Annotated in this window: 24 protein-coding genes; 11 read left to right on the top strand and 13 right to left on the bottom strand. The window is 72.3% G+C overall.

Translation table 11 applies throughout. The features are described from left to right. The first annotated feature begins 48 nt into the window (after positions 1-48). Both ACPEH2_RS03255 and ACPEH2_RS03250 read left to right on the top strand, forming a co-directional pair. Entirely contained in the window at positions 49-270 is a 222-nt protein-coding gene (locus ACPEH2_RS03255; RefSeq protein ID WP_064001825.1) for a DUF3107 domain-containing protein, read from the top strand. A 1-nt stretch (position 271) separates the two neighbouring features. After that, complete coding sequence (locus ACPEH2_RS03250; protein ID WP_359917470.1) at positions 272-562, top strand: hypothetical protein; 291 nt, start codon at positions 272-274, stop codon at positions 560-562. 42 nt (positions 563-604) lie between these two features. Here the strand turns inward: ACPEH2_RS03250 and ACPEH2_RS03245 are convergent, their stop codons facing one another. Further along, complete coding sequence (locus tag ACPEH2_RS03245; RefSeq protein ID WP_423718248.1) at positions 605-1,339, bottom strand: ferritin-like fold-containing protein; 735 nt, start codon at positions 1,337-1,339, stop codon at positions 605-607. Between the two features lie 144 nt (positions 1,340-1,483). Between ACPEH2_RS03245 and ACPEH2_RS03240 the strand changes: the two genes are divergently transcribed. Further along, positions 1,484-3,004, top strand: a complete 1,521-nt coding sequence (locus ACPEH2_RS03240) for a DEAD/DEAH box helicase (protein ID WP_423718247.1) — start codon at positions 1,484-1,486, stop codon at positions 3,002-3,004. 14 nt (positions 3,005-3,018) lie between these two features. Here the strand turns inward: ACPEH2_RS03240 and ACPEH2_RS03235 are convergent, their stop codons facing one another. Then, the gene (locus tag ACPEH2_RS03235; RefSeq protein WP_217530225.1) at positions 3,019-3,894 is read right to left on the bottom strand and encodes a PHP domain-containing protein; all 876 of its coding nucleotides are present in this window, start codon (positions 3,892-3,894) and stop codon (positions 3,019-3,021) included. Between the two features lie 56 nt (positions 3,895-3,950). Between ACPEH2_RS03235 and ACPEH2_RS03230 the strand changes: the two genes are divergently transcribed. From ACPEH2_RS03230 to ACPEH2_RS03220, 3 genes are read left to right on the top strand one after another with little or no spacing between them, the layout of a single operon-like run. Continuing rightward, the gene (locus ACPEH2_RS03230; protein WP_253036184.1) at positions 3,951-4,964 is read left to right on the top strand and encodes an endonuclease/exonuclease/phosphatase family protein; all 1,014 of its coding nucleotides are present in this window, start codon (positions 3,951-3,953) and stop codon (positions 4,962-4,964) included. Between the two features lie 31 nt (positions 4,965-4,995). After that, a complete protein-coding gene (locus ACPEH2_RS03225) occupies positions 4,996-6,414 on the top strand; it encodes an aminopeptidase P family protein (protein ID WP_423718246.1) in 1,419 nt (472 codons plus the stop codon). 10 nt (positions 6,415-6,424) lie between these two features. Beyond that, positions 6,425-8,200 (top strand): gamma-glutamyltransferase family protein, encoded by a 1,776-nt coding sequence (locus tag ACPEH2_RS03220; protein WP_423718245.1) that lies wholly within the window; start codon positions 6,425-6,427, stop codon positions 8,198-8,200. On the opposite strand, the gene ACPEH2_RS03215 is transcribed toward ACPEH2_RS03220, so the two are convergent. Together ACPEH2_RS03215 and ACPEH2_RS03210 are read right to left on the bottom strand one after the other, a co-directional pair. Then, positions 8,182-8,853 (bottom strand): alpha/beta family hydrolase, encoded by a 672-nt coding sequence (locus ACPEH2_RS03215; RefSeq protein WP_423718244.1) that lies wholly within the window; start codon positions 8,851-8,853, stop codon positions 8,182-8,184. The two genes, ACPEH2_RS03220 and ACPEH2_RS03215, sit on opposite strands and share 19 nt — an antisense overlap. Then, positions 8,850-9,581, bottom strand: a complete 732-nt coding sequence (locus ACPEH2_RS03210) for a general stress protein (protein ID WP_423718243.1) — start codon at positions 9,579-9,581, stop codon at positions 8,850-8,852. Before ACPEH2_RS03210 ends, ACPEH2_RS03215 begins: the two co-directional genes overlap by 4 nt. Before the next feature lie 72 nt (positions 9,582-9,653). Between ACPEH2_RS03210 and ACPEH2_RS03205 the strand changes: the two genes are divergently transcribed. The 3 genes from ACPEH2_RS03205 to ACPEH2_RS03195 are packed head-to-tail and all read left to right on the top strand — an operon-like array spanning position 9,654 to position 12,579. Then, positions 9,654-10,916, top strand: a complete 1,263-nt coding sequence (locus ACPEH2_RS03205; protein ID WP_217530245.1) for a magnesium transporter MgtE N-terminal domain-containing protein — start codon at positions 9,654-9,656, stop codon at positions 10,914-10,916. Next, positions 10,916-11,446 (top strand): DUF1003 domain-containing protein, encoded by a 531-nt coding sequence (locus ACPEH2_RS03200; RefSeq protein WP_217530247.1) that lies wholly within the window; start codon positions 10,916-10,918, stop codon positions 11,444-11,446. The genes ACPEH2_RS03205 and ACPEH2_RS03200 overlap by 1 nt, the downstream gene beginning before the upstream one ends. Further along, positions 11,443-12,579: an Mrp/NBP35 family ATP-binding protein gene (locus tag ACPEH2_RS03195; protein ID WP_423718241.1), complete on the top strand. Its 1,137-nt coding sequence runs from the start codon at positions 11,443-11,445 to the stop codon at positions 12,577-12,579. The genes ACPEH2_RS03200 and ACPEH2_RS03195 overlap by 4 nt, the downstream gene beginning before the upstream one ends. A 20-nt stretch (positions 12,580-12,599) precedes the next feature. Here the strand turns inward: ACPEH2_RS03195 and ACPEH2_RS03190 are convergent, their stop codons facing one another. Beyond that, entirely contained in the window at positions 12,600-12,986 is a 387-nt protein-coding gene (locus ACPEH2_RS03190; RefSeq protein WP_064001812.1) for a hypothetical protein, read from the bottom strand. 75 nt (positions 12,987-13,061) lie between these two features. Between ACPEH2_RS03190 and ACPEH2_RS03185 the strand changes: the two genes are divergently transcribed. Beyond that, positions 13,062-13,700, top strand: a complete 639-nt coding sequence (locus tag ACPEH2_RS03185; protein ID WP_253033956.1) for an O-methyltransferase — start codon at positions 13,062-13,064, stop codon at positions 13,698-13,700. A 69-nt stretch (positions 13,701-13,769) separates the two neighbouring features. On the opposite strand, the gene ACPEH2_RS03180 is transcribed toward ACPEH2_RS03185, so the two are convergent. The 3 genes from ACPEH2_RS03180 to dapE all read right to left on the bottom strand — a co-directional run bounded on the left by ACPEH2_RS03180 (position 13,770) and on the right by dapE (position 16,294). Beyond that, positions 13,770-13,943: a DUF3117 domain-containing protein gene (locus tag ACPEH2_RS03180; RefSeq protein ID WP_064506455.1), complete on the bottom strand. Its 174-nt coding sequence runs from the start codon at positions 13,941-13,943 to the stop codon at positions 13,770-13,772. A gap of 93 nt (positions 13,944-14,036) precedes the next feature. Continuing rightward, positions 14,037-15,236: a hypothetical protein gene (locus ACPEH2_RS03175; protein ID WP_423718239.1), complete on the bottom strand. Its 1,200-nt coding sequence runs from the start codon at positions 15,234-15,236 to the stop codon at positions 14,037-14,039. After that, positions 15,218-16,294, bottom strand: a complete 1,077-nt coding sequence (gene dapE / locus ACPEH2_RS03170) for a succinyl-diaminopimelate desuccinylase (RefSeq protein ID WP_423718238.1) — start codon at positions 16,292-16,294, stop codon at positions 15,218-15,220. Before dapE ends, ACPEH2_RS03175 begins: the two co-directional genes overlap by 19 nt. Before the next feature lie 37 nt (positions 16,295-16,331). Here dapE and dapD point away from each other — a divergent pair, with 37 nt between their 5' ends. Continuing rightward, on the top strand, positions 16,332-17,276 hold the full coding sequence (dapD, locus tag ACPEH2_RS03165) for a 2,3,4,5-tetrahydropyridine-2,6-dicarboxylate N-succinyltransferase (RefSeq protein WP_366213223.1): 945 nt from the start codon (positions 16,332-16,334) through the stop codon (positions 17,274-17,276). Positions 17,277-17,280: 4 nt separating this feature from the next. Here dapD and ACPEH2_RS03160 read toward each other — a convergent pair whose 3' ends face one another. From ACPEH2_RS03160 to ACPEH2_RS03140, 5 genes are all read right to left on the bottom strand, one after another. After that, complete coding sequence (locus tag ACPEH2_RS03160; protein ID WP_423718237.1) at positions 17,281-17,760, bottom strand: SHOCT domain-containing protein; 480 nt, start codon at positions 17,758-17,760, stop codon at positions 17,281-17,283. Between the two features lie 31 nt (positions 17,761-17,791). Continuing rightward, the gene (locus ACPEH2_RS03155) at positions 17,792-19,087 is read right to left on the bottom strand and encodes a citrate synthase (RefSeq protein ID WP_064001808.1); all 1,296 of its coding nucleotides are present in this window, start codon (positions 19,085-19,087) and stop codon (positions 17,792-17,794) included. Between the two features lie 111 nt (positions 19,088-19,198). Beyond that, positions 19,199-20,314: a succinyldiaminopimelate transaminase gene (gene dapC, locus ACPEH2_RS03150; protein ID WP_253033961.1), complete on the bottom strand. Its 1,116-nt coding sequence runs from the start codon at positions 20,312-20,314 to the stop codon at positions 19,199-19,201. Positions 20,315-20,320: 6 nt separating this feature from the next. Next, the gene (fdxA, locus tag ACPEH2_RS03145; protein ID WP_217530257.1) at positions 20,321-20,641 is read right to left on the bottom strand and encodes a ferredoxin; all 321 of its coding nucleotides are present in this window, start codon (positions 20,639-20,641) and stop codon (positions 20,321-20,323) included. A 9-nt stretch (positions 20,642-20,650) separates the two neighbouring features. After that, the gene (locus ACPEH2_RS03140) at positions 20,651-21,037 is read right to left on the bottom strand and encodes a DUF6113 family protein (RefSeq protein WP_217530258.1); all 387 of its coding nucleotides are present in this window, start codon (positions 21,035-21,037) and stop codon (positions 20,651-20,653) included. Between the last annotated feature and the right edge of the window lie 21 nt (positions 21,038-21,058).

The raw sequence follows: 21,058 nt of genomic DNA, 5'->3' as shown, positions 1-21,058 counted from the left end.
GGCTCGAGACGCGCCCGGAGACCCGGGCCGGGAAAGGCAGGCATCACCGTGGAGATCCGCATCGGCATCGCGAACTCGCGCGAGCTCGGCTTCGACTCGAACGAGACGGCCGACGCCGTGAAGCAGACCGTCACCGCCGCTCTCGACAGCGGCGCGACCTACGTGACCCTCACCGATTCCAAGGGCGCCACCTACGTCATCCCCACGGCCGGCATCGCGTTCGTCGAGGTCGGGACCGACCAGTCGCGTCGCGTGGGCTTCGTCGCCTGACATGCTCGTCGTCCTGGCGCTGGTCTTCGGGGCGATCGCGGGGACGGCCGTCCACTTCGCCCTGCCGCAGCGCGCGCTCCGCGGCGTCGCGATCGGGCCGCTGCTCGGCGCCGCCCTCGGCACCGCGACGTGGACCGCACTCACGTGGGCGGGTCTCGGGCCGGATGCGGCGTGGATCTGGCTCGCCAGCATCCTCGTGCCGATCCTGCTCACCGCGGCGGTCCTCGTGCTCCTCACCCGCACGCGGGCGGCGCGGGACGCCCGGACCCGTCACGAGCTCGGCATCGCCTGATCCCGGCGCACACCCGCCGCCCTCCGCGGCTCGCCGCCGGTCTCAGGCGTCGAGGCCGATGCTCGTCATCCGGCGCGAGTGGGCCCCCAGCAGCTGGGTGAACACCGGCTCAACCTGCTTCTCGTCGTCGACGTCGAGCGCTCCCGGGCGCTCGGTCGTGCTCGACCGCAGCGCGCCGCGCGCGACCAGGAGGGTGTCGCCGACGAGGCGCCTCCCCCACAGGCTCAGCAGGGAGCGCAGTTCGTCGTCGTCCGAGATCGCGTCGGTGATGATGCCCACGAGCGGGGCGCGGTCGGCATCCGCTCGGAGGATCGCGGCCGCACGGCGTCCGGTCTCGCCGTAGCTGCCGGACAGGGACAGATAGAAGTCGTCGAGCAGGCCCGCCGTCAGGTGGACCGACAGCATCGTCTCGAGGGGCCGCGCGCCGTGGGTGGCCCGGCGGAAGGCGTCGAGGGGCTCGCGGAACGGCAGCATCAGCTCGAGCGGGTCGTCGCCGCGGTCCCGGATGAGGGCGACGAGTGCCTGGTGCTTGAACAGCGCGGCGCCGGCCCCGCGGGAGAGCGACTCCTTGTGCCCGAGCTCGGGGCTGCGCTCGATGAGCGAGCTGAGGGTCTCGACGTAGCCGAGCTGCAGGTAGGCCGCCTGACCGAGATAGGTGGCGAGGTCGGGAGCGAGCTGCTCGAAATCGACGCGCCGGACGTCGCTCGCCTCGTCGCGCGAACGCAGCCGCAGGGTGCGCCCGGGGGGCCGCCGTCGCTGCCAGAACCACCTCACCACGGCACCAGCCTACGGGGCGCGGCGGCCCCCTCCGGTAGGGTGGTGGGGTCCCGGCGTCGGATCGGGACCCCGCGCCTGGGGCTGAGTGAAGGGCGTGGACCCCTCATCACGGCGGCATCTCACCGCCAGACAGGCACGGAAAGCATGACCACGTTCGCAGAGCTCGGCGTCGACCAGGACATCGTCGACACCCTCGCCGCCAAGGGCATCGTCGACACGTTCCCCATCCAGGAGCAGACGATCCCGCTCGGCCTCCCCGGCCAGGACATCATCGGCCAGGCCAAGACCGGCACCGGCAAGACCTTCGGCTTCGGCATCCCCGTCGTCCAGCGACTCGGCCTGAACCCCGAGCCCGGCGTCAAGGCTCTCATCGTCGTCCCGACGCGCGAGCTGGCCGTCCAGGTCTACGAGGACATGGACATGCTGACCTCCGGCCGCGCCACCAGCGTCGTCGCCATTTACGGCGGCAAGGCCTACGAGGGTCAGATCGATCAGCTCAAGGCCGGCGCGCAGATCGTCGTCGGCACCCCCGGTCGCCTCATCGACCTCAACAACCAGCGACTCCTCGACCTCTCGAACGCGACCGAGGTCGTCCTCGACGAGGCCGACAAGATGCTCGACCTCGGCTTCCTCCCCGACATCGAGAAGATCTTCCAGAAGGTCGCGCCCGTCCGCCACACCATGCTCTACTCGGCGACGATGCCCGGGCCGATCGTCGCCCTCGCGCGCCGGTTCATGTCGAACCCGATCCACATCCGCGCGAGCGACCCCGACGAGGGCCTCACGCAGGCCAACATCAAGCACCTCGTGTACCGCGCGCACTCGCTCGACAAGGACGAGGTCATCGCCCGCATCCTGCAGGCCGAGGGCCGCGGCAAGACCGTCATCTTCACGCGCACCAAGCGCGCTGCGCAGCGCCTCGTCGACGAACTGAACGACCGCGGCTTCAGCGCCGGGGCGGTCCACGGCGACATGAGCCAGGAGGCGCGCGAGCGCTCGATGGCCGCGTTCAAGGCCGGCAAGCGGGACGTCCTCATCGCCACCGACGTCGCCGCCCGCGGCATCGACGTCGACGACGTCACCCACGTCATCAACCACACGATCCCCGACGACGAGCAGACCTACCTGCACCGCGCCGGCCGCACCGGCCGCGCCGGCAAGACCGGCATCGCGGTGACCTTCGTCGACTGGGACGACCTGCACAAGTGGGCCCTCATCAACCGCGCGCTCGACTTCGGCCAGCCCGAGCCGCTCGAGACGTACTCGTCGAGCCCGCACCTGTTCGAGGACCTCGACATCCCGGCCGGCACGAAGGGCCGCATCACCGCGGCGCCCAAGGCGGCCCCCGCACGGTCGAGCGCCGCTCCCACCCGCGCGGCGGACGCCGCCGCCGACGCGTCCGGCGAAGCGGGCACCCGTCGTCGCCGCCGCCGGCGTTCCGGCAGCGGCGAGGCGAAGGTCGGCTCCACCTTCACCGAAGGGGCGGATGCCGCGGCATCCGACTCGTCCTCGGCGTCCGCCGACAGCGCGGACCGCGCAGTCGACGGTGCCGGCACGCACGACGGCGCCGGCAAGGAGCACCACGACGGCAAGCCCGCACCGGCGCGCCGGCGGCGCCGCCGTCGGGGCGGATCGGGCGCAGGCGCGCCCGTCGCGGGGGCCTGATTCCGCTCGTCGCGCTACGGCGTGACGAGCGAGCTGCCCGACCCGAGGGCGACGATCCTCGCGATCGCGTCCTCGGACGTCGTGTTCTCCCCCGGCACGTTCGGCTTCCCCCGGCCGTGGTAGTCGCTCGAGCCGGTCGCGATGAGGTCGTGCGCGGCGACGAGGCGCCGGAGTTCCCCGAGCGCGGGTTCGACGTTCTCGCGATGGCCGAGCTCGAAGCCCGCGAGGCCCGCGTCGAGCATGTCCCGAACGAGCCGGTCGGGCAGGAGGCCGGCGCGGCCCGCCGGGTGCGCGATCACCGGCACTCCCCCGGCGCCGGCGACGGCCGCCACCGCCGCAACCGGGTCGGGCGCGTACAGGGCGACGTAGTAGTCGCTCCGAGGGGACAGGATGCCGCTGAACGCCTCGCCGCGGTCGCGGACGTGGCCGCGGGCCACCAGGGCGTCGGCGATGTGGGGCCTGCCCACCGTCGCCCCCTCGGCGGTCTGCGCCTCGATGTCCTCCCACGTGAGGTCGTAGTCGCGGCCGATCCGTTCGGCCATCGTGCGCGCACGGGAGAGCCGGGAACGCCGGATGCGGTCGGTCAGGGCGCGCAGGCCCGCGTCGTCCGGGTCGATGAGGTAGGCCAGGACGTGCACGCTCCGCCATTCGTGCCGCGCCGAGAGCTCCATGCCCGGCAGGAACGACATGCCGAGCGACACGGCCGCGTCGGCGGCCTCCGCCCATCCCGATGTCGTGTCGTGGTCCGTCAGCGCGGCGGTGCGGATCCCGTGGCGGTGCGCCGCGGCCATGACCGCCGCGGGCGGCTCGGTGCCGTCGGAGTGATCCGAGTGCAGGTGCAGGTCGCCGGGTCCGAACGGGCCGGACGGAGCGGAGGACCCTGCGGACATGGACACGAGCGTACCGCGCGCAGAAACTCCCCAGCCTCCCCGCCTAATCTCGTGGTGTGCTGCGACTGACGGGGATCCTCTTCACGATCGCCACCGCCATCGTCGCCGCCGTCCTGACCTGGCCGCAGTTCTTCCGCCTCGAGCAGACCTTCCCGATCGCACAGCTCGTGTCGCTGCGCCCGGTGCTCGCCGTCGGCTTCGCGGTTCTCGCGCTCGTCGGCCTGCTGATCTGCCTCGGGCGCCGCACCCGCGGATTCGGCGCCGGACTCGCGATGATCGGCCTCCTCGCGAGCGGGGCGAACGTCGGCATCCTCGTCGTCCGCGGCGTCGGGACGACGGGCCTGCCCGAGAAGACGGCGGACAGCATCCGCGTCATGACGTGGAACACCGCGGGTCCCGCCACCGACGTCGATGCGATCGTCACGACCGCCATCGCGATGGACGTCGACATCGTCGCACTCCCCGAGACGAACGACGACACCGGCGAGGCGATCGCGATCGCGATGCGCGAGCGCGGCAACCCCATGTGGGTGCACGAGGAGAACTACCAGGGGTGGGACGCGACCTACACGACCCTGCTCATCTCCCCCGACCTCGGCGACTACGCCGTCGTCGAGTCCGACGCATCCGGCACCACCAACACCTCGGTCGTCCCCAGCGTCGTCGCGATGCCCGTCGACGGCGACGGTCCGATCGTCGTCGCCGTCCACGCCGTCGCCCCTCGCCAGGGCGACATGGACCACTGGCGCAGCGACCTGCGCTGGCTCGCCGACCAGTGCGCCAGCGACGACGTCATCATGGCCGGCGACTTCAACGCGACGGTCGACCACATGAGCCGGCTCGGGACCGACGGCGGCACGATGGGCCGCTGCCGCGACGCGGCGACGGCGACGGGCAACGGCGCCGTGGGGACGTGGGACACCGCGTGGCCGGCGCTGGTCGGCGCGCCGATCGACCACGTGATGACGACGGATGCCTGGCGGCCGACCGGGTCGGTGGTCGTCACCTCGCTCGACGGTTCGGGCGGCGATCACCGTCCGGTCATCGTGCAGGTGGAGCGGGCGGGCTGACGTCCCGCGCGGTCGGTGGGAGACTGGGAGGATGACCACCGACGATCGCGACACCATCGCACCGGAGACCACCGAGACCGCGGCCGCAGCGACCACCAATCGCAAGCAGCCCTTTCCCGCCGGCTTCCTCGACTCCATCTCGACGGGCTGGGCCGAGCGTCCCGCGTCGCTGCCCGAGCAGCGCGCCGAGGCACCGTACGCCGCAGCGCGCCGCGCCGCGGTCTCCGCCGCGTTCCCGGGCTCGCGCCTGGTCGTCCCCGCAGGCTCGTACAAGCAGCGCTCGAACGACACCGACTACCCCTTCCGCGCGCACTCCGCGTTCTCGCACCTGACGGGGTGGGGCGCCGACGCCGTCCCCGACTCGGTGCTCGTGTTCGAACCGACCGGGGACGGCCACGACGTCACGCTGTACCTGCGCGAGCGCGCCGATCGGACGACGACCGAGTTCTACTCCGACGCCGCGATCGGCGAGTTCTGGATCGGCCCGCGCCCCGCGCTCGACGCGGTCGCGGCGGACCTCGGCATCCCCACAGCGCACATCGATGCCTTCCAGAGCACGGCGGAGGACCGCACGGTCGAGGTCGACGACGAGCTCACCCGGTTCGTGTCCGAGCTGCGCCTCGTGAAGGACCCCTACGAGATCGCCCAGATGCGCCTCGCGGTCGAGGCGACCGGCCGGGGGTTCGACGACATCGTCGCCGAGCTCCCCCGCATCATCGACACGCCCCGCGGCGAGCGTGCCATCGAGGGCGTCTTCCACCTCCGCGCGCGCACCGACGGCAACGGCGAGGGGTACGACACGATCGCCGCTTCGGGTCCGCACGCCTGCTACCTGCACTGGACCCGCAACGACGGCGCGGTCGTCCCCGGCGACCTCGTGCTGATCGACGCGGGCGTCGAGGTCGACAGCCTCTACACGGCCGATATCACCCGCACCCTCCCGGTCTCGGGGACGTTCTCCGCCGTGCAGCGGCGGATCTACGACGCGGTCCTCGAGGCGGCGGATGCGGCCTTCGCCGCGGCACGCCCCGGGGTGAAGTTCCGCGCCGTCCACGAGGCGGCGATGGCCGTCATCGCCGCTCGCACGGCCGAGTGGGGCCTGCTCCCCGTGACCGCCGAGGAGGCGCTCCACGCCGACAAGGGCGGGCAGCACCGCCGGTACATGGTGCATGGCACGAGCCACCACCTGGGCATCGATGTGCACGACTGCGCGCAGGCGCGGCGGGAGATGTACTACGACGGCGAACTCGAGCCCGGCATGGTCTTCACGATCGAGCCCGGGCTCTACTTCCAGATCGACGACCTCACGGTCCCCGAGGAGTACCGGGGCATCGGGGTGCGGATCGAGGACGACATCCTCATGACCGAGAACGGCCCGGTGAACCTGTCAGCGGACATCCCGCGCACCGCGGACGAGATCGAAGCGTGGATCGCCCGCGCCCGCTCCTGAGGACGCCTCGATGTCCGCCGTCGGGTACACCCCGCCGCCCTCGTTCACGACCCGTCCGCAGCTGACGGGGACGTTCGGCATGGCCGCGTCGACGCACGCCACGGCGACGGCGACGACCATGGCGGTGCTCGAGCGGGGCGGGAACGCGTTCGACGCCGCGTGCGCGGGCGGGTTCGTGCTGCACATCGTGGAGCCGCACCTGAACGGTCCCGGCGGCGACCTCGTCGGTCTCTTCCAACCGGCGGATGCCGCGACCCCCACGGTCCTCATGGGCCAGGGCGCGGCGCCCGCCGGCGCGACGATCGCGCACTTCCGCGCCGAGGGCCTCGACCTCGTGCCGGGCGCGGGCGGACTCGCCGCGGCCGTGCCCGCCGCCGTCGACGCGTGGCTGCTGCTGCTCCGGGACCACGGCACGTGGCCGCTGGCCGACGTCCTGTCGTTCGCGATCGGGTACGCCGAGGACGGCCATCCGCTTCTCCCCGCGGTATCGGCGACCATCGGTCGGGTCGCCGACCTGTTCCGGGAGCACTGGCCGGCCTCCGCCGACCTGTGGATGCCCGGCGGCGCCCCCGCCGCCGCCGGCGCCCTGCATCGCAACCCGGCGTACGCCGCGGTCCTCCGACGCCTCGTCGAGGCGGGCTCGGGCGACGACCGGATTGCGGCGATCGACGCGGCACGCACCGAATGGCGCCGGATCCTCGGCGACGCGTGCGACGAGCTCGCCCGCCCGCACCGGCACTCCAGCGGCACCGACCACGCCGCGGTGCTCACCCGCGCGGACCTCGTCGACCCGCCGGCGGGGTGCGAGGAGCCCCTCTCCATCCCGTTCCGCGGTCGCACGGTGTTCAAGGCGGGGGCGTGGACGCAGGGCCCCGCACTCCTCGAGGCGCTCCGGATCCTCGACCCGCTCCCCGACGACCGCCTCGATCCCGCGACCACGGCGGGCGCGCACACCGTCGTCGAGACGCTCAAGCTCGTCCTCGCCGACCGCGACGCCCACCTCGGCGACGGAGCGGATGCCGCGGCCCTCCTCGCGGACGACGTCGTCGCCGCGCGGCGGGCCGACCTCGGTGATCGGGCCTCGTCGCAGTGGCGCCCCGCGCGCCTGGCGGCTCGGGACCCGTGGTGCCCGCCGCTCCGACGCGACGGCGCCGCCGCCGCGGGCACGGGCGAACCGACCGTCGCCCGTTCGGGAGCGACCCGCGGGGACACCTGCCACATCGACGTCGCGGACCGCTGGGGCAACGTCGTCGCCGTCACGCCGTCGGGCGGGTGGCTGCAGTCGTCCCCCGTCATCCCCTCGCTCGGCTTCTGCCTCGGGACACGCCTGCAGATGACGTGGCTCGACGAGGACTCGCCCGCGGCGCTCCGGCCCGGCACGCGGCCGCGCACGACGCTGTCGCCGACCCTCGTGCACGACGGCGACACCCGCATCGCGATGGGGACGCCCGGCGGTGACCAGCAGGACCAGTGGCAGCTGCCGATGCTCCTGCGCATGTTCGTCGGCGGGTACACCGCGCAGCAGGCGATCGACGCCCCCACCCTCCACTCGACGGGCATGGTCGACTCGTTCTGGCCGCGCACGTGGGATCCGACGGGAGTCGTCGCGGAGGACCGTCTCGGCGACGAGGTCCTCGGCGGCCTCGCCGACCGGGGCCATCGGGTCACGCGCGCGGGCGACTGGTCGCTCGGACGGCTCTCGGCCGTCGGGGTCGACCGGGCCACCGGCATCCTGTGGGCGGCGGCGAACCCCCGCGGTGTGCAGGGTTACGCCGCGGGGCGCTGAACCCGCTCGCGCAGCCACGGGAGCGCGGCAGACGCGGTCGCCGCACCCACCTCGTCCGCCGGCAGAGCGCGGCCGGCGACCTCGAACGAGTGCCGGGCACCCTCGAACCAGAGGATGTCCGCCTCCCGGCATGAGGCGACCGCAGCCTCCAGGTCGGCGAGCGGCTGCAGGAACGGGTCCTTCGTCCCCGACAGGAACAGCTGGGGCGCGGCGACGGCCGGCAGGTGCGCCGTGCGGGCGTTCTCGGGCTTCCCCGGCGGGTGCAGCGGATAGCCGAGGTACACGAGCGCGTCGGGGGCGATCCGACCCTCCGCCGCGGCCATCGACGCCATCCGCCCACCGTAGGACTTGCCCGCCGCCACGAACGGGATGCCGGGGGTCAGGCGACGGCAGAACTCCTCGACGGCGGCCCACGTCTCGATCGCGTGCGCGGCGGGCCCCGGCATCCGTCGTCCCGCCTGACGGTACGGGAAGTCGAACCGCATCGTCGTGAACCCGGCGGCGGACCACGCGCCTGCCGCGCCGGCGAGGAAAGGGTGATCGTGCCCCGCGCCCGCGCCGTGGGCGAGCGCGACGATCGCCGTAGGCTCGGGGGCGGCGTCGATCACCACGGCCACTTCGACCCCGCCCGCGGGCAGGGTGACCGGGATCATCGCGGCGCGTCGGGAGCGGGAGGCTGCGCCGGTGCGCCGCCCTGCTGCGGCGTCGTCTGCGGCGGCGTCACGGGCGGGACGGGCGCCGGGTCGACGCGCTCGCCGTACCGGGGCGGCTCGGCCGGGTCCACGTGTTCGCCCGGCGCGGGTGCCGGGTCGGGGTCGACGCGCTCCCCCGCCCCGGGGACGGGAGCGGCCGGGTCGACACGCTCGCCGTAGCGCGGGGGCGCCGTCATGTCGGTCGGCGGTACCGGCGGGGCGGTCGGGGCCGCCGCGGCGCCGAGCAGTTCTTTGGCGCGGCCGAAGCTGCGAGGCAGCACCGTCACGTCGTAGTGGTCGGCGATGACCTGGGTCACCGAGGTGAAGTCGCGACGACGGCGCAGGATCGAGTAGCTGATGATGCTCATGAGCATGCCGAGCGCGATGCCGACGAGCATCACACCGACGAACAGCTGCAGCGCGACGCCGGGGCTGCCGAGCACGAAGATCGCGGCGAACAGCAGGCCGAGCAGGACGCCGTTGATCGCGCCGGACCGCGCCGCGGTCGCGTATCCCAACCGACCGGTGACGCGCTCGACCGAGCGCAGCCCGCGTCCGACGATGGCGATGTCCTGCGCCGGGACGTCCGCGCCGATGAGGGTCGACACCGACTTCTGCGCCGCCTCGTACGACGAGTACTCCGCGACCGTCGCACCGTGTTCCTTCGGGGCCCCACCCATCATGCTCATGGCCTCAGTCTCCCACGCGAGCCTTTGCGTGGGCGCAGGGAGCGCGAGGGATCCGCCGACTACGCTGGTCGGGTGAGTACGCAACGGGTCTTCGTCGCGCGCCTGACCGGGTGCGCCGTCTTCGACCCCGCGGGCGACCGGCTGGGGAAGGTCCGCGATGTGGTCGTGATCTACCGCAAGGACGACCCCCCGAGAGTGGTCGGGCTCGTGGTCGAGATCCCCGGCCGACGCAACGTGTTCCTGTCCATCGGACGGGTCACCTCGATCGCCAGCGGCCAGGTCATCACGACCGGCCTCATCAACGTCCGCCGCTTCGAGCAGCGCGGCGGCGAGGTGCGTGTCATGACGGAGCTCATCGGCCGCAACGTGCACCTCACCGACGGGTCGGGCTCCGCCGTGATCGAGGATGTCGCCATCGAGCGCGACCGCCTGGGCGACTGGCAGGTGGGGCAGTTGTTCCTGCGCCGCCCCAAGACCAGCGCGTCGCCGTTCGCCAAGGGGCCGACGACCTTCGCGCAGTGGAACGACGTGCGCGACGAGCAGGTCGCGGGACAGACGCAGTCCGCCGAGCTCCTGGTCGCCTCGTACTCCGAGCTCAAGCCCGCCGACCTCGCCAACACGCTCCTCGACCTCCCCGAGGAGCGCCTGCTCGAGGTGGCGGAGGAGCTCCCCGACGACCGTCTCGCCGACGCCCTCGAGGAGATGCCCGAGGACGAGCAGGTGCACATCCTCGAAGCCCTCGGCGACGAGCGCGCCGCCGACATCCTCGACGCGATGGAACCGGACGATGCGGCCGACGTGCTGGGTCAGCTGTCGGATGCCCGCGCCGGACAACTGCTGGACCTCATGGAGCCCGAGGAGGCCGAGGACGTCCGCGCCCTCCTCGAGCACGGCCCCGACACCGCGGGCGGTCTCATGACCAGCGAGCCGATCGTGCTGTCCGCCGACGCGACCGTCGCCGAGGCGCTCGCCCTCATCCGCCGGCACGAGCTGCACCCCGCCCTCGCGGCCGCCGTCTTCGTGACCCTGCCGCCTTACGAGACCCCGACGGGGCGTCTGCTGGGTGTCGTGCACTTCCAGCGGATGCTGCGCTACCCGCCGCACGAGCGGCTGGGCGCCATCATCGACGACACCGTCGAGCCCGTCACCGTCTCGGCCAGCGCCGCCGAGGTCGCCCGTCTCCTCGCGAGCTACAACCTCGTCTCGCTGCCCGTCGTCGATCAGGCCCGCCACCTCGTCGGCACGGTCACGGTCGACGACGTGATCGACTACCTGCTGCCCGACGACTGGCGATCGCAGGACGCGCCGCGACAGGGTCCGGAGGTGCGGCGATGATGGCACGCGCGCCGAAGTCCGGGTTCGAGGCGCCCCGCGGGCGGCGCACGAGCGTGCTCAGCCGCACCCCGCAGCCCTCCCGCGACCGCTTCGGTCGGTTCACGGAGTGGATCGCCCGGGCGATGGGGACCCCCGCGTTCCTGCTCATCCTGACGCTCTTCTGCGTCGCCTGGATCGTTTGGAACACCGCCGCGCCCGAGGGCCTGCGCTTCGACGATGCGGCGCTCGGGTTCACCGCCCTGACGCTCATGCTGTCGCTCCAGGCCTCGTACGCCGCTCCCCTCATCCTCCTCGCGCAGAACCGCCAGGACGACCGGGACCGCGTGCAGATCGAGCAGGACCGACAGCGGGCCGAGCGGAACCTCGCCGACACCGAGTACCTCGCCCGCGAGGTCGTGGCCCTCCGGATGGCGCTCACCGACATGCAGGACGAGATGATCAGCCGCGATGTGCTCCGCCAGGAGCTCAAGGCGCTCATCGAGCGTCTCGACGAGCGCGACCGGCCGGGCGACGACGCCCGCTCCTCGTGAGCACTCCCGCGACGGCCGACGACGTCCGCCGGGCCGTGTCCGCCGTCGTCGACCCGGAGCTGCGGCGCCCGATCGGCGAGCTCGACATGGTCCGGGAGATCGCCCTCGACGAGGGGACCGCGCACGTCGGCATCGCCCTGACGATCGTCGGATGCCCCGCCGCGGACCGCATCGAGCGGGACGTGCGGGATGCCGCGGCATCCGTCCCGGGCGTCGTCGACGTCCGCGTCGACGTGGGCGTCATGACGGCGGCGGAGCGCTCGGCCCTCGTCGAGCGGATCCGCGGCGCGCGTCGCATGCCGTTCACCGCCGACGCGCTGACCCGTGTCATCGCTGTCACGAGCGGCAAGGGCGGTGTGGGCAAGTCCACCCTCACGGCGAACCTCGCCGTCGCCCTGGCGACGCGAGGGTTGGCCGTCGGGCTGATCGACGCGGACGTGCACGGCTTCTCGATCCCGGGGCTCCTCGGCCTCGTCGGCGAGGACGGCCGCCCGCCGCAGCCGACCCGCCTCGACGACCTCATGCTGCCGCCGGTCGCCCACGGCGTGAAGACGATCTCGATCGGGATGTTCCTCCCGGAGGGCTCCTCCCCCGCCGTCGCCTGGCGCGGGCCGATGTTGCACCGCACGGTGCAGCAGTTCCTCACCGACGTGCACTTCGGCGACCTCGACGTGCTCCTCATCGACATGCCCCCGGGGACCGGGGACGTCGCGATCTCGGTGGGTCAGCTCCTTCCGCACGCCGAGGTCCTCGTGGTGACGACGCCGCAGGCGGCCGCGGCCGACGTCGCCGTCCGCAGCGGCGTCGTGGCCCGTCAGACGGGCCAGCGCATCGTCGGCGTCATCGAGAACATGGCGGCGTTCGCCCTACCCGACGGCACCCTCGTCGACGTGTTCGGCGCCGGCGGCGGGGCGGCGGTCGCCGCCGAACTCTCGACCGACGACGCCGCGGTGCCGCTCCTCGGCTCGATCCCGCTGAGCCCTGCCCTCCGCCGCGGCGGCGATGAGGGCGAACCGGTCGTCCTCGCCGATCCCGGTGATCCCGCGGCGCGTGCGATCTCGGCGGTCGCCGACGCCCTCGTCTCGACGCGCTCCTCGCTCGCCGGTCGCGCCCTCCCCGTCTCCCCCGCCTGAGGAGAGACGGATGCCGCCGGTCAGGTGGCTTCGGAGTCGAACGGGACGACGCCCGCATCGACCGCATCGACCGCCGTCGTGACCTCGGGTGCCGGAGGCGCCGCGACCGCGGTCATCGCCGCCGCCCCGGCGGCGACGGGCTTCACGGGCGCGTCGTCGATGAGCGCCTCGCGGATGATGCGCCGGGGGTCGTACTGCCGCGGATCGAGCTTGCGCCACTCGATCTCGTCGAAGTCGTCCCCCATCTCCTCCTTGACGCGTGTCCGCGCGCCGTCCAGCCAGTCGCGGACGCGGCGCGTCAGACGTGCGAGGGAGGCCGCGTAACCGGGCAGGCGCTCGGGCCCCAGCAGGAGTGCGGCGATGAGCGCGATGAGGAGGATCTTCTCCAGATCGAGCCCGTTCGACATGCTTCCCAGGTTACCCGTGCGCCTGAGGGTTGCGGCATGCGGGCCCGCCTAGGCTGGGCGGAGGAGGTTCACCACATGGGAGATCACGAGGCGGTCCGCAGGTTCGCTGCCGAGGCGACGGTCGAACCCGATGCCATCGCCCGGGCGCGAGCGCACGCCCTCGAGATCGGCGCGAATCCGATCAGTCCCGAGGTGGGCGCGCAGTGCGCGGTGATCGCCGCGGCGAGCCGCGCGCTGAACATCGTCGAGATCGGCACCGGCGGCGGCGTCTCGGGGCTGTGGCTGCTGCACGGGTCCCCCCGCGCGACACTCACGACGATCGACAAGGAGCCCGAGCACCTCGCCGTGGCGCGGAAGGCGTTCACCGACGCCCGCGTCCCCGCCGCCCGCGCGCGCTTCATCACGGGCCGCGCCGCCGAGGTCCTGCCGCGGATGAACGAGGCCTCCTACGACATCGTCCTCATCGACGCGGACCCGGACGGCGTCATCGAGTACGTCGAGCACGGCCTCCGGCTCGCCCGGGCGGGCGGAACGGTGCTCGTCCCGCGGGTCCTGGCCGGCGGCGCCGTCGCCGACCCGGTCCGTCGCGGCCCCCTCGAGACGGCGTATCGCTCGCTGATCCAGGAGACCCAGGCCTCCCCGGCGGTCCTCGGGGCCCTCTCGATCGCCGGCGAGGGACTCCTGCAGCTGACGACCGTCGCCGACGCGGGCTGACCCCGGCGCACGCCGGATACGCCGAAAGGCCGGTCCCCACGGGGACCGGCCTTTCGCATCGAGTCGGGGTCAGGCGGCACCGACGACCCCGCTGAGAACACTGTGGAGTTCCTTCGCCTCGTCGTCGTTCACCGAGACGACCAGTCGACCGCCCCCCTCGAGTGGAACACGCACGATGATGAGGCGGCCTTCCTTGACGGCCTCCATAGGTCCGTCTCCGGTGCGCGGCTTCATGGCTGCCATTGTGGGGCTCCCTTTCGTCTTCGGCCTTCCCCATTAGTCTACCCAATGGGCTGATCGCCTTCGGCGCGCGCGCCTCTCAGCGGACGCTTATCGTCACGGAATCCGGTAGAACGTGTCGCCGAGCGCGAGCATCTCGTGGATCCACAGCCACTGCCCGCCGAGGCACAGCACCAGCATCCCGATCCGCCACCATCGTGAGGGCGGGACCGCCACGGCGGCGGCCACGGGCGTGAGGGGCAGCAGCAGCCGGAACACGCTCGACTGCGGGAAGAACACCGCGAGCAGGTAGACGAGGTAACTCGCGCCCCACAGCCGGATCTCGGGCCCGAGACGGCGCACCTGGGGTGCCCGCACGAGGAGCGCGGCGGCCCCCACGACCAGGACGGCGAGGGCGATCGGTCCGAGCATCGGCGGCAGCCCCCAGATGCCGAACCAGAGCGAGGATGCCTGCACGAAACCGGCGAAGGGGACGAACTGCTCCTCGGAGCCGACCCAGCTGCGCCGCCAGGCGAGCTCGGTCTCGAGGTACGCGGAGGGATCCCCCGTCGCGACACCGGCGATGACCTGCCAGGCGAATCCCACGATCGTCGCGAGGGCGCCCAGGGCGATGATGTGGACGATGTGCGGGGTCGGCAGCGGATCGACGCGCCGCCGGATCCACCGATGGATCCCATAGAGGCCCAGCAGCAGGGCGAACGCGAGCACCCCCGGCCGGGTGAAGCCCATCAGGACGACGAGCGGATAGATCCAGCCGAACCGCCGGCGCTGGAGCGCCCACAGCGCGAGGAACAACCAGACCAGCAGGAGCGACTCGGCGTACCCCATCTGGAACAGGGCGGCGAGCGGACCGTTGGCGAAGAGCACCACCGCCCAGAGCGACGCCGTCTCGCCGAGGCGTCCGCGCAGCAGCACGAAGAGCACCACGGATGCCGCGTACCCCGCCACGAGCGCCAGCACCACCGCTCCCGCCGGGTAGCCGCCGAGGACGGCGCCCAGCGTCCGGGCGAGCACGGGGAACAGCGGCATGAACGCCCACGCGTTCTCGGTCACCTGCCCGGTGCCGTTCACCGGGAGCTCGGACGGGTAGCCGCGATCGGCGATCACCCAGTACCACTGGGCGTCCCATCCCATCGCGAGCGACGGGATGGTGGCGTCCGCGCCGAAGCGCGAGGTGGGTCCGGAGAGGCTCGCCGCGGCCCAGAAGAACAGGGTCGTGACGAGGCGTGCCGAGAGGTAGACGGCGGCGACGGTGCCGGCGACGGAGGCTGCGGACCTCAGTCGCCGCTCAGCCATGCCCGCAGGCCCCGCTCGACGTCCTCGATCTGCGCGATCGGCACGCGCTCGTCGTCGTGATGGGCCAGGTGCGGATCGCCCGGGCCGTAGTTGACCGCGGGAACGCCCATCGCCGAGAACCGCGCGACGTCGGTCCAGCCGTACTTCGGCTTCGGCACCGCGCCGACGGCCGCGACGAACTCCCGCGCGAGCGGCGCGTCGAGCCCTGGCCGGGCCCCCTCGGACAGGTCCACGATCTCGACCTCGAATCCCGCCAGGACGTCGCGCACGTGCGCCTCGGCGGCGGCGGCATCCCGGCTCGGAGCGAAGCGGAAGTTGACGTCGACCTCGCAGGCGTCGGGGATGACGTTGCCGGCGATGCCGCCGCGGATCGCGACGGCGTTGAGGCCCTCACGGTAGAGCAGTCCGTCGACCTCGATCTCGCGTGGCCGGTACTCCGCGAGCCGGGCGAGGATCGGAGCGGCCTTGTGGATCGCGTTCTCGCCGACCCACGCACGGGCGCTGTGCGCGCGCACGCCGGAGGTGCGCACGACCGCGCGGAGGGTGCCGTTGCAGCCGCCCTCCACCTGCCCGTCGGAGGGTTCGCCGAGGATCGCGAAGTCGGCCGCGAAGAGGTCAGGACGGGATGCCGCGAGCCGGTTCAACCCGTTGAGGTCGGCGGCGACCTCCTCGTGGTCGTACCACATCCAGGTGATGTCGACACGGGGATCGGTGAGCTCGGCGGCCAGTTTCAGCTGGACGGCGACACCGGCCTTCATGTCGACGGTGCCGCGGCCCCAGAGGTACGGCTCGCCGTCGACCTCGATGTCGCGGGTCGGGACGTTACCGTTGATGGGGACCGTGTCGATGTGCCCGGCGATCGCGACACGCTGCGCGCGCCCGAGGCGGGTCCGCGCGACGATCGTGTCGCCGGCGCGGTGGACCTCGAGGTGCGGCAGCTCCGAGACGGCCTCGAAGATCGCGTCCGCGAGGACGGTCTCGTCGTCCGACACGCTCGGGATGTCGCAGATGGTCCGTGTCAGGTCGACAGCGGTGGAGCGGAGGTCGAGCCGGGGCATGACGTCGAGTCTAACGACGGCCCGATAGCCTGGAATCATGAGTGACGCACGGTGGGTCTGGGGCATCGGTCTGGCGACGACGAGCGAGGACGGTACCGTCCTCGACACCTGGTACCCCGCACCGGCTGTCGGCCGGGCACCCGCCGAGGTGGACACGACCGACCTCGCCGCCCACGCCGGCGACGACGAGCGGCGCGCCGTCACCGTCGGTGTCGTCGTCGTCGAGATCGACCTCGACGCGCCTCCCGCGGGCACCTCCGACGCCTACCTCCGCCTGCACGCGCTCTCGCACCGCCTCGTCGCCCCGAACGAGCTCGACCTCACCGGCATCTTCGGGCACCTGCCGAACGTCGCGTGGACGAACGCCGGACCGATGCACCCGCAGGATCTCACCCGTCTGCGCCCGACGCTGCAGCGCGCCGGCATCCAGGTCGCCGGGATCGACAAGTTCCCGCGGCTCACCGACTACGTCGTCCCCTCGGGCGTGCGCATCGCCGACGCCTCGCGCGTCCGGCTCGGGGCGCACCTCGCGCCGGGGACCACGGTGATGCACGAGGGGTTCGTCAACTTCAACGCCGGGACGCTCGGTGCCTCGATGGTCGAGGGACGCATCTCGCAGGGTGTCGTGGTCGGCGACGGCAGCGACATCGGCGGCGGCGCGTCGATCATGGGCACGCTCTCGGGCGGCGGCAGCCACCGGGTCTCGATCGGTCGCCGCACCCTGCTGGGCGCGAACGCCGGCATCGGAATCTCCCTCGGCGACGACTGCATCGTCGAAGCGGGTCTCTACCTGACCGGCGGGACCAAGGTCGTCCTCGTGGGCGAGACGCCGCGGGCCGACGGCACTGTCCCGACGGCGAAGGCCGCCGAACTGTCGGGGCGGAGCGGCATCCTCTTCCGGCGCAACTCGCTCACGGGCGCCGTCGAGGCCGTGCGCCGCGAGGGCGTCGGGGTCACCCTCAACGCCGACCTGCACGCCTGAGGGGTCAGCCCTTCAGGACGGCGGCCCGCGCCTCGCGGTGCTCCTCCTCGCTGATGATGCCGCGCGCCCGGAGACCGTCGAGTTCGATCAGGCGCTGCTCGATGGTCGGCACGGCAGGGGTCGGCGCGGCAGGCGGTGTCGCGACCGCCGGCTCGGATGCCGCGGGCGCGAGCGCGTCGCTGCGCAGCACCTTGGCGGCGATCTGCGCATCCACGGTCAGCGGGTCGATCCCCGCGTCGCTCAGGATGCGGTACTTCCGCGCGCGGATGACGAGCCCGAAGACCGCCCCGACGATGCCGAGCACCAGGACCAGGCCGAAGACGGCCGAGAACCCCGACGCCATCCCGTCCATGCCGGTGGGATCCATGAACCCGCCGTCGTCCATGCCCGGCGGCACGCCGATCACCCCGTCATCGATGTACCCGCTGTCGTCGACGAAACCCGAATCGTCGAAGGTCAGTCCTACCCCCGGCATCCACCCCATGGGCACACCCTAGCGGGGTGCGGGGTGTGCGTCAGCGGGAAACCGGGTAGTCCCGCTCCGTCGCTCCCGTGTAGAGCTGCTGCGGGCGACCGATCTTGGTCTGCGGGTCGTTCTGCATCTCGCGCCAGTGCGCGAGCCAGCCGGGAAGCCGACCGATCGCGAACAGGGGCGTGAACATCCGTGTCGGGAAGCCCATCGCCTTGTAGATGACGCCGGTGTAGAAGTCGACGTTCGGGTAGAGGCGACGCTCCTTGAAGTAGTCGTCGTTGAGCGCGATCTCCTCGAGCTCGTTGGCGAGGGCGAGGAGCGGGTCCTCGACGCCGAGTTCGCGGAGGACCTCGTCGGCGGATTCCTTGACGAGCTTCGCGCGCGGGTCGTAATTCTTGTAGACGCGGTGCCCGAAGCCCATGAGCTTGACGCCGTCTTCCTTGTTCTTCACCCGCTCGACGAAGCGCTGCACGCTCTCGCCCGAGTCACGGATGCGCGCGAGCATGTCGAGGACGGCCTCGTTCGCGCCGCCGTGGAGCGGCCCGTAGAGCGCGTTGATGCCGGCCGAGATCGACGAGAACTGGTTGGCCCCGGTCGACCCGACGAGCCGCACGGTCGAGGTCGACGCGTTCTGCTCGTGGTCCTCGTGCAGGATGAGCAGCCGCTCGAGCGCCCGCGACATGACCGGGTTGATCTCGTAGGGCTCGGCGTTGTTGCCGAAGTTCAGCTTGAGGAAGTTGTCGACGAAGCTCAGCGAGTTGTCGGGGTAGAGGAACGCGTGCCCGATGCTCTTCTTGTGCGCGTACGCCGCGATCACGGGGAGCTTCGCGAGCATGCGGATCGTGTTGAGCTCGACGTGCTCCGGGTTGTGCGGGTCGCTCTGGCCCTCGTAGTAGGTCGAGAGCGCGGCCGTTGCGGCCGAGAGGACCGACATCGGGTGCGCGGTATGCGGCAGAGCTGAGAAGAAGTGCTTGAGGTCCTCGTGCAGGAGCGTGTGGCGCCGGATCTTCTCGTCCCAGCCGGCCAGCTCGTCCGCCGTGGGAAGCTCGCCGTAGATGAGGAGCCAGGCGACCTCGAGGTAGGTGCTGTGCTGTGCGAGCTGCTCGATCGGGTATCCGCGGTACCGCAGGATGCCCTGGTCACCGTCGATGTACGTGATCGCGGACTTCGTCGAGGCGGTGTTCACGAAGCCGTAGTCGAGCGAGGTGTGCCCGGTCTGCTTCGTGAACGTCGAGAAGTCGACGCTCGGTACCCCTTCGCTTCCGGCGACGAGCGGGAGCTCCGCGGTTGTGTCACCGATGGTCACGGTGGCCTTCTGAGGGGTGTCCGCGTTGGTCACGAAGCCTCCTTGCGGTCGTCGGGAGCGGTCTCTACAGCCTAACGGGGAGATGGCACCTCTCCTGACGCGCCCAACGGATCGCGGCATCCGTGAGAGGAAACCTACGAAACGCTACGATCCCGCGGATGCCGTCAGTCGCCGCGCCGCGGCGGCGATGCGCTCGTCGGTCGCGGTGAGCGAGAAGCGCACGTGCTGCGGGTGATGCGCGCCGTAGAAGTGGCCGGGACCGGCCAGGATGCCGAGCTCGGCGAGCCGGCCGAGCGACGTCCAGGCGTCTTCCCCCGCCGTCGCCCAGAGGTACAGGCCGCCCTCGCTGTGGTCGATCCGGAACCCGGCCGCCTCGACGGCGGGCTTCAGCACGTCGCGCCGCGCACGGTACAGCGCGCGCTGGTGCTCGACGTGCGCGTCGTCCTCGAGGGCGGCGACCATCGCGTCCTGCACGGGACCCGGGACCATGAGCCCGAGGTGCTTGCGCGCCGTCACGAGCCCCGCCACCAGATCCGTGTCGCCCGCCAGGAACGCGGCGCGGTACCCGGCGAGGTTGGACTGCTTGCTGAGCGAGTAGACCGACAGGAGCGCGGTGAGGTCGCCCTCGGTGACGCGCGGATCGAGGACGCTCGGCACCGCGGCATCCGCCCACGGTCCGTCCCAGCCCAGCTCGGCGTAGCACTCGTCCGAGGCCAGGACGGCACCCAGCTCGCGCGCGCGACGCACGGCGCGGCGGAGCTCGTCGACGCCCAGCACGCGGCCGTCGGGGTTGCCGGGAGAGTTGAGCCACACCAGGCGGGTCGTCTCGGGCCATTCGCCCGGATCGTCCGAGGCGAGCGCGGTCGCGCCGACGAGGCGGGCACCGACCTCGTACGACGGGTAGGCGGCGCGGGGGTGCACGACGGTGTCGCCGGGGCCGAGCCCGAGGAGCAGCGGCAGGAGCGCGACGAGCTCCTTCGAGCCGACCGTGGGGATCACGTGCGCGGGAGTCAGGCCGGGGACGCCGCGGCGCCGCGCGTACCAGGCGGCGATCGCTTCGCGCAGCGCCGGGGTGCCGACGGTCTGCGGGTAGGCGTGCGCATCGGTCGCACGCCGCAGGGCGTCCGCCACGACGCCGGGCGTCGGGTCGACCGGAGAGCCGATGGAGAGGTCGACGATGCCGTCAGGATGCTGCCGTGCGCGCGCGGCGTACGGTGCGACGGCGTCCCACGGGTAGTCGGCGAGATCGCGGACGCTCATGGACGGTCAGTGCGCCTGCGGCGGAAGACCCGCGATGACGGGGTGGTCCTTCGCGATCACACCGACCTTCGCGGCACCTCCGGGCGAGCCGATGTCCTGGAAGAACTCGACGTTGGCGGTGTAGTAGTCCTGCCACTCGGCGGGGAGGTCGTCCTCGTAGTAGATCGCCTCGACCGGGCAGACCGGCTCGCACGCACCGCAGTCGACGCACTCGTCGGGGTGGATGTAGAGCGACCGTTCGCCCTCGTAGATGCAGTCGACGGGGCACTCGTCGATGCAGGCACGGTCTTTGACATCCACGCACGGGAGAGCGATCACATACGTCACACGACGAGTCTAGTTCGTGGAACGGAGCCGGGATGCCGACGGCCACGCCACGACCAGCGCGGCCACGAGCGGCACCAGGAAAGTCCAGATCAGGCCGGGTGTGATCGCCGCGTCCTCGGGCGGGGCGGGCACGACGACCGAGCCGCCGGGTCCCTCGTTGGCGAACAGCAGGGTCGCGACCATCGCACCGAGGCCGCAGGCCAGAGCCGACGCGCGCTCCCCCGTGAGGATGCGGACGGCGACCAGCAGGGCGATGAAACCGAGCGAGGCGACCAGCAGGCCGACGGGGACCACACCCCACACCGCCGCCTGACCGATGGTGCCGGCCACGCCGTAGACGACGCCGATGACGGCGGCGAGGATCCACGTGGCGACGCGGGCGAGCAGGGCGTTCACCACCACAGTCTAGGCGCGCAC

This window comes from Microbacterium sp. NPDC064942, assembly GCF_049545525.1.
GTDB classification, from domain to species: Bacteria; Actinomycetota; Actinomycetes; order Actinomycetales; family Microbacteriaceae; genus Microbacterium; species Microbacterium gawkjiense.
The sequence above is the reverse complement of the archived record's forward strand: the minus strand, read 5'-3'. Positions and strand labels throughout refer to the sequence as shown.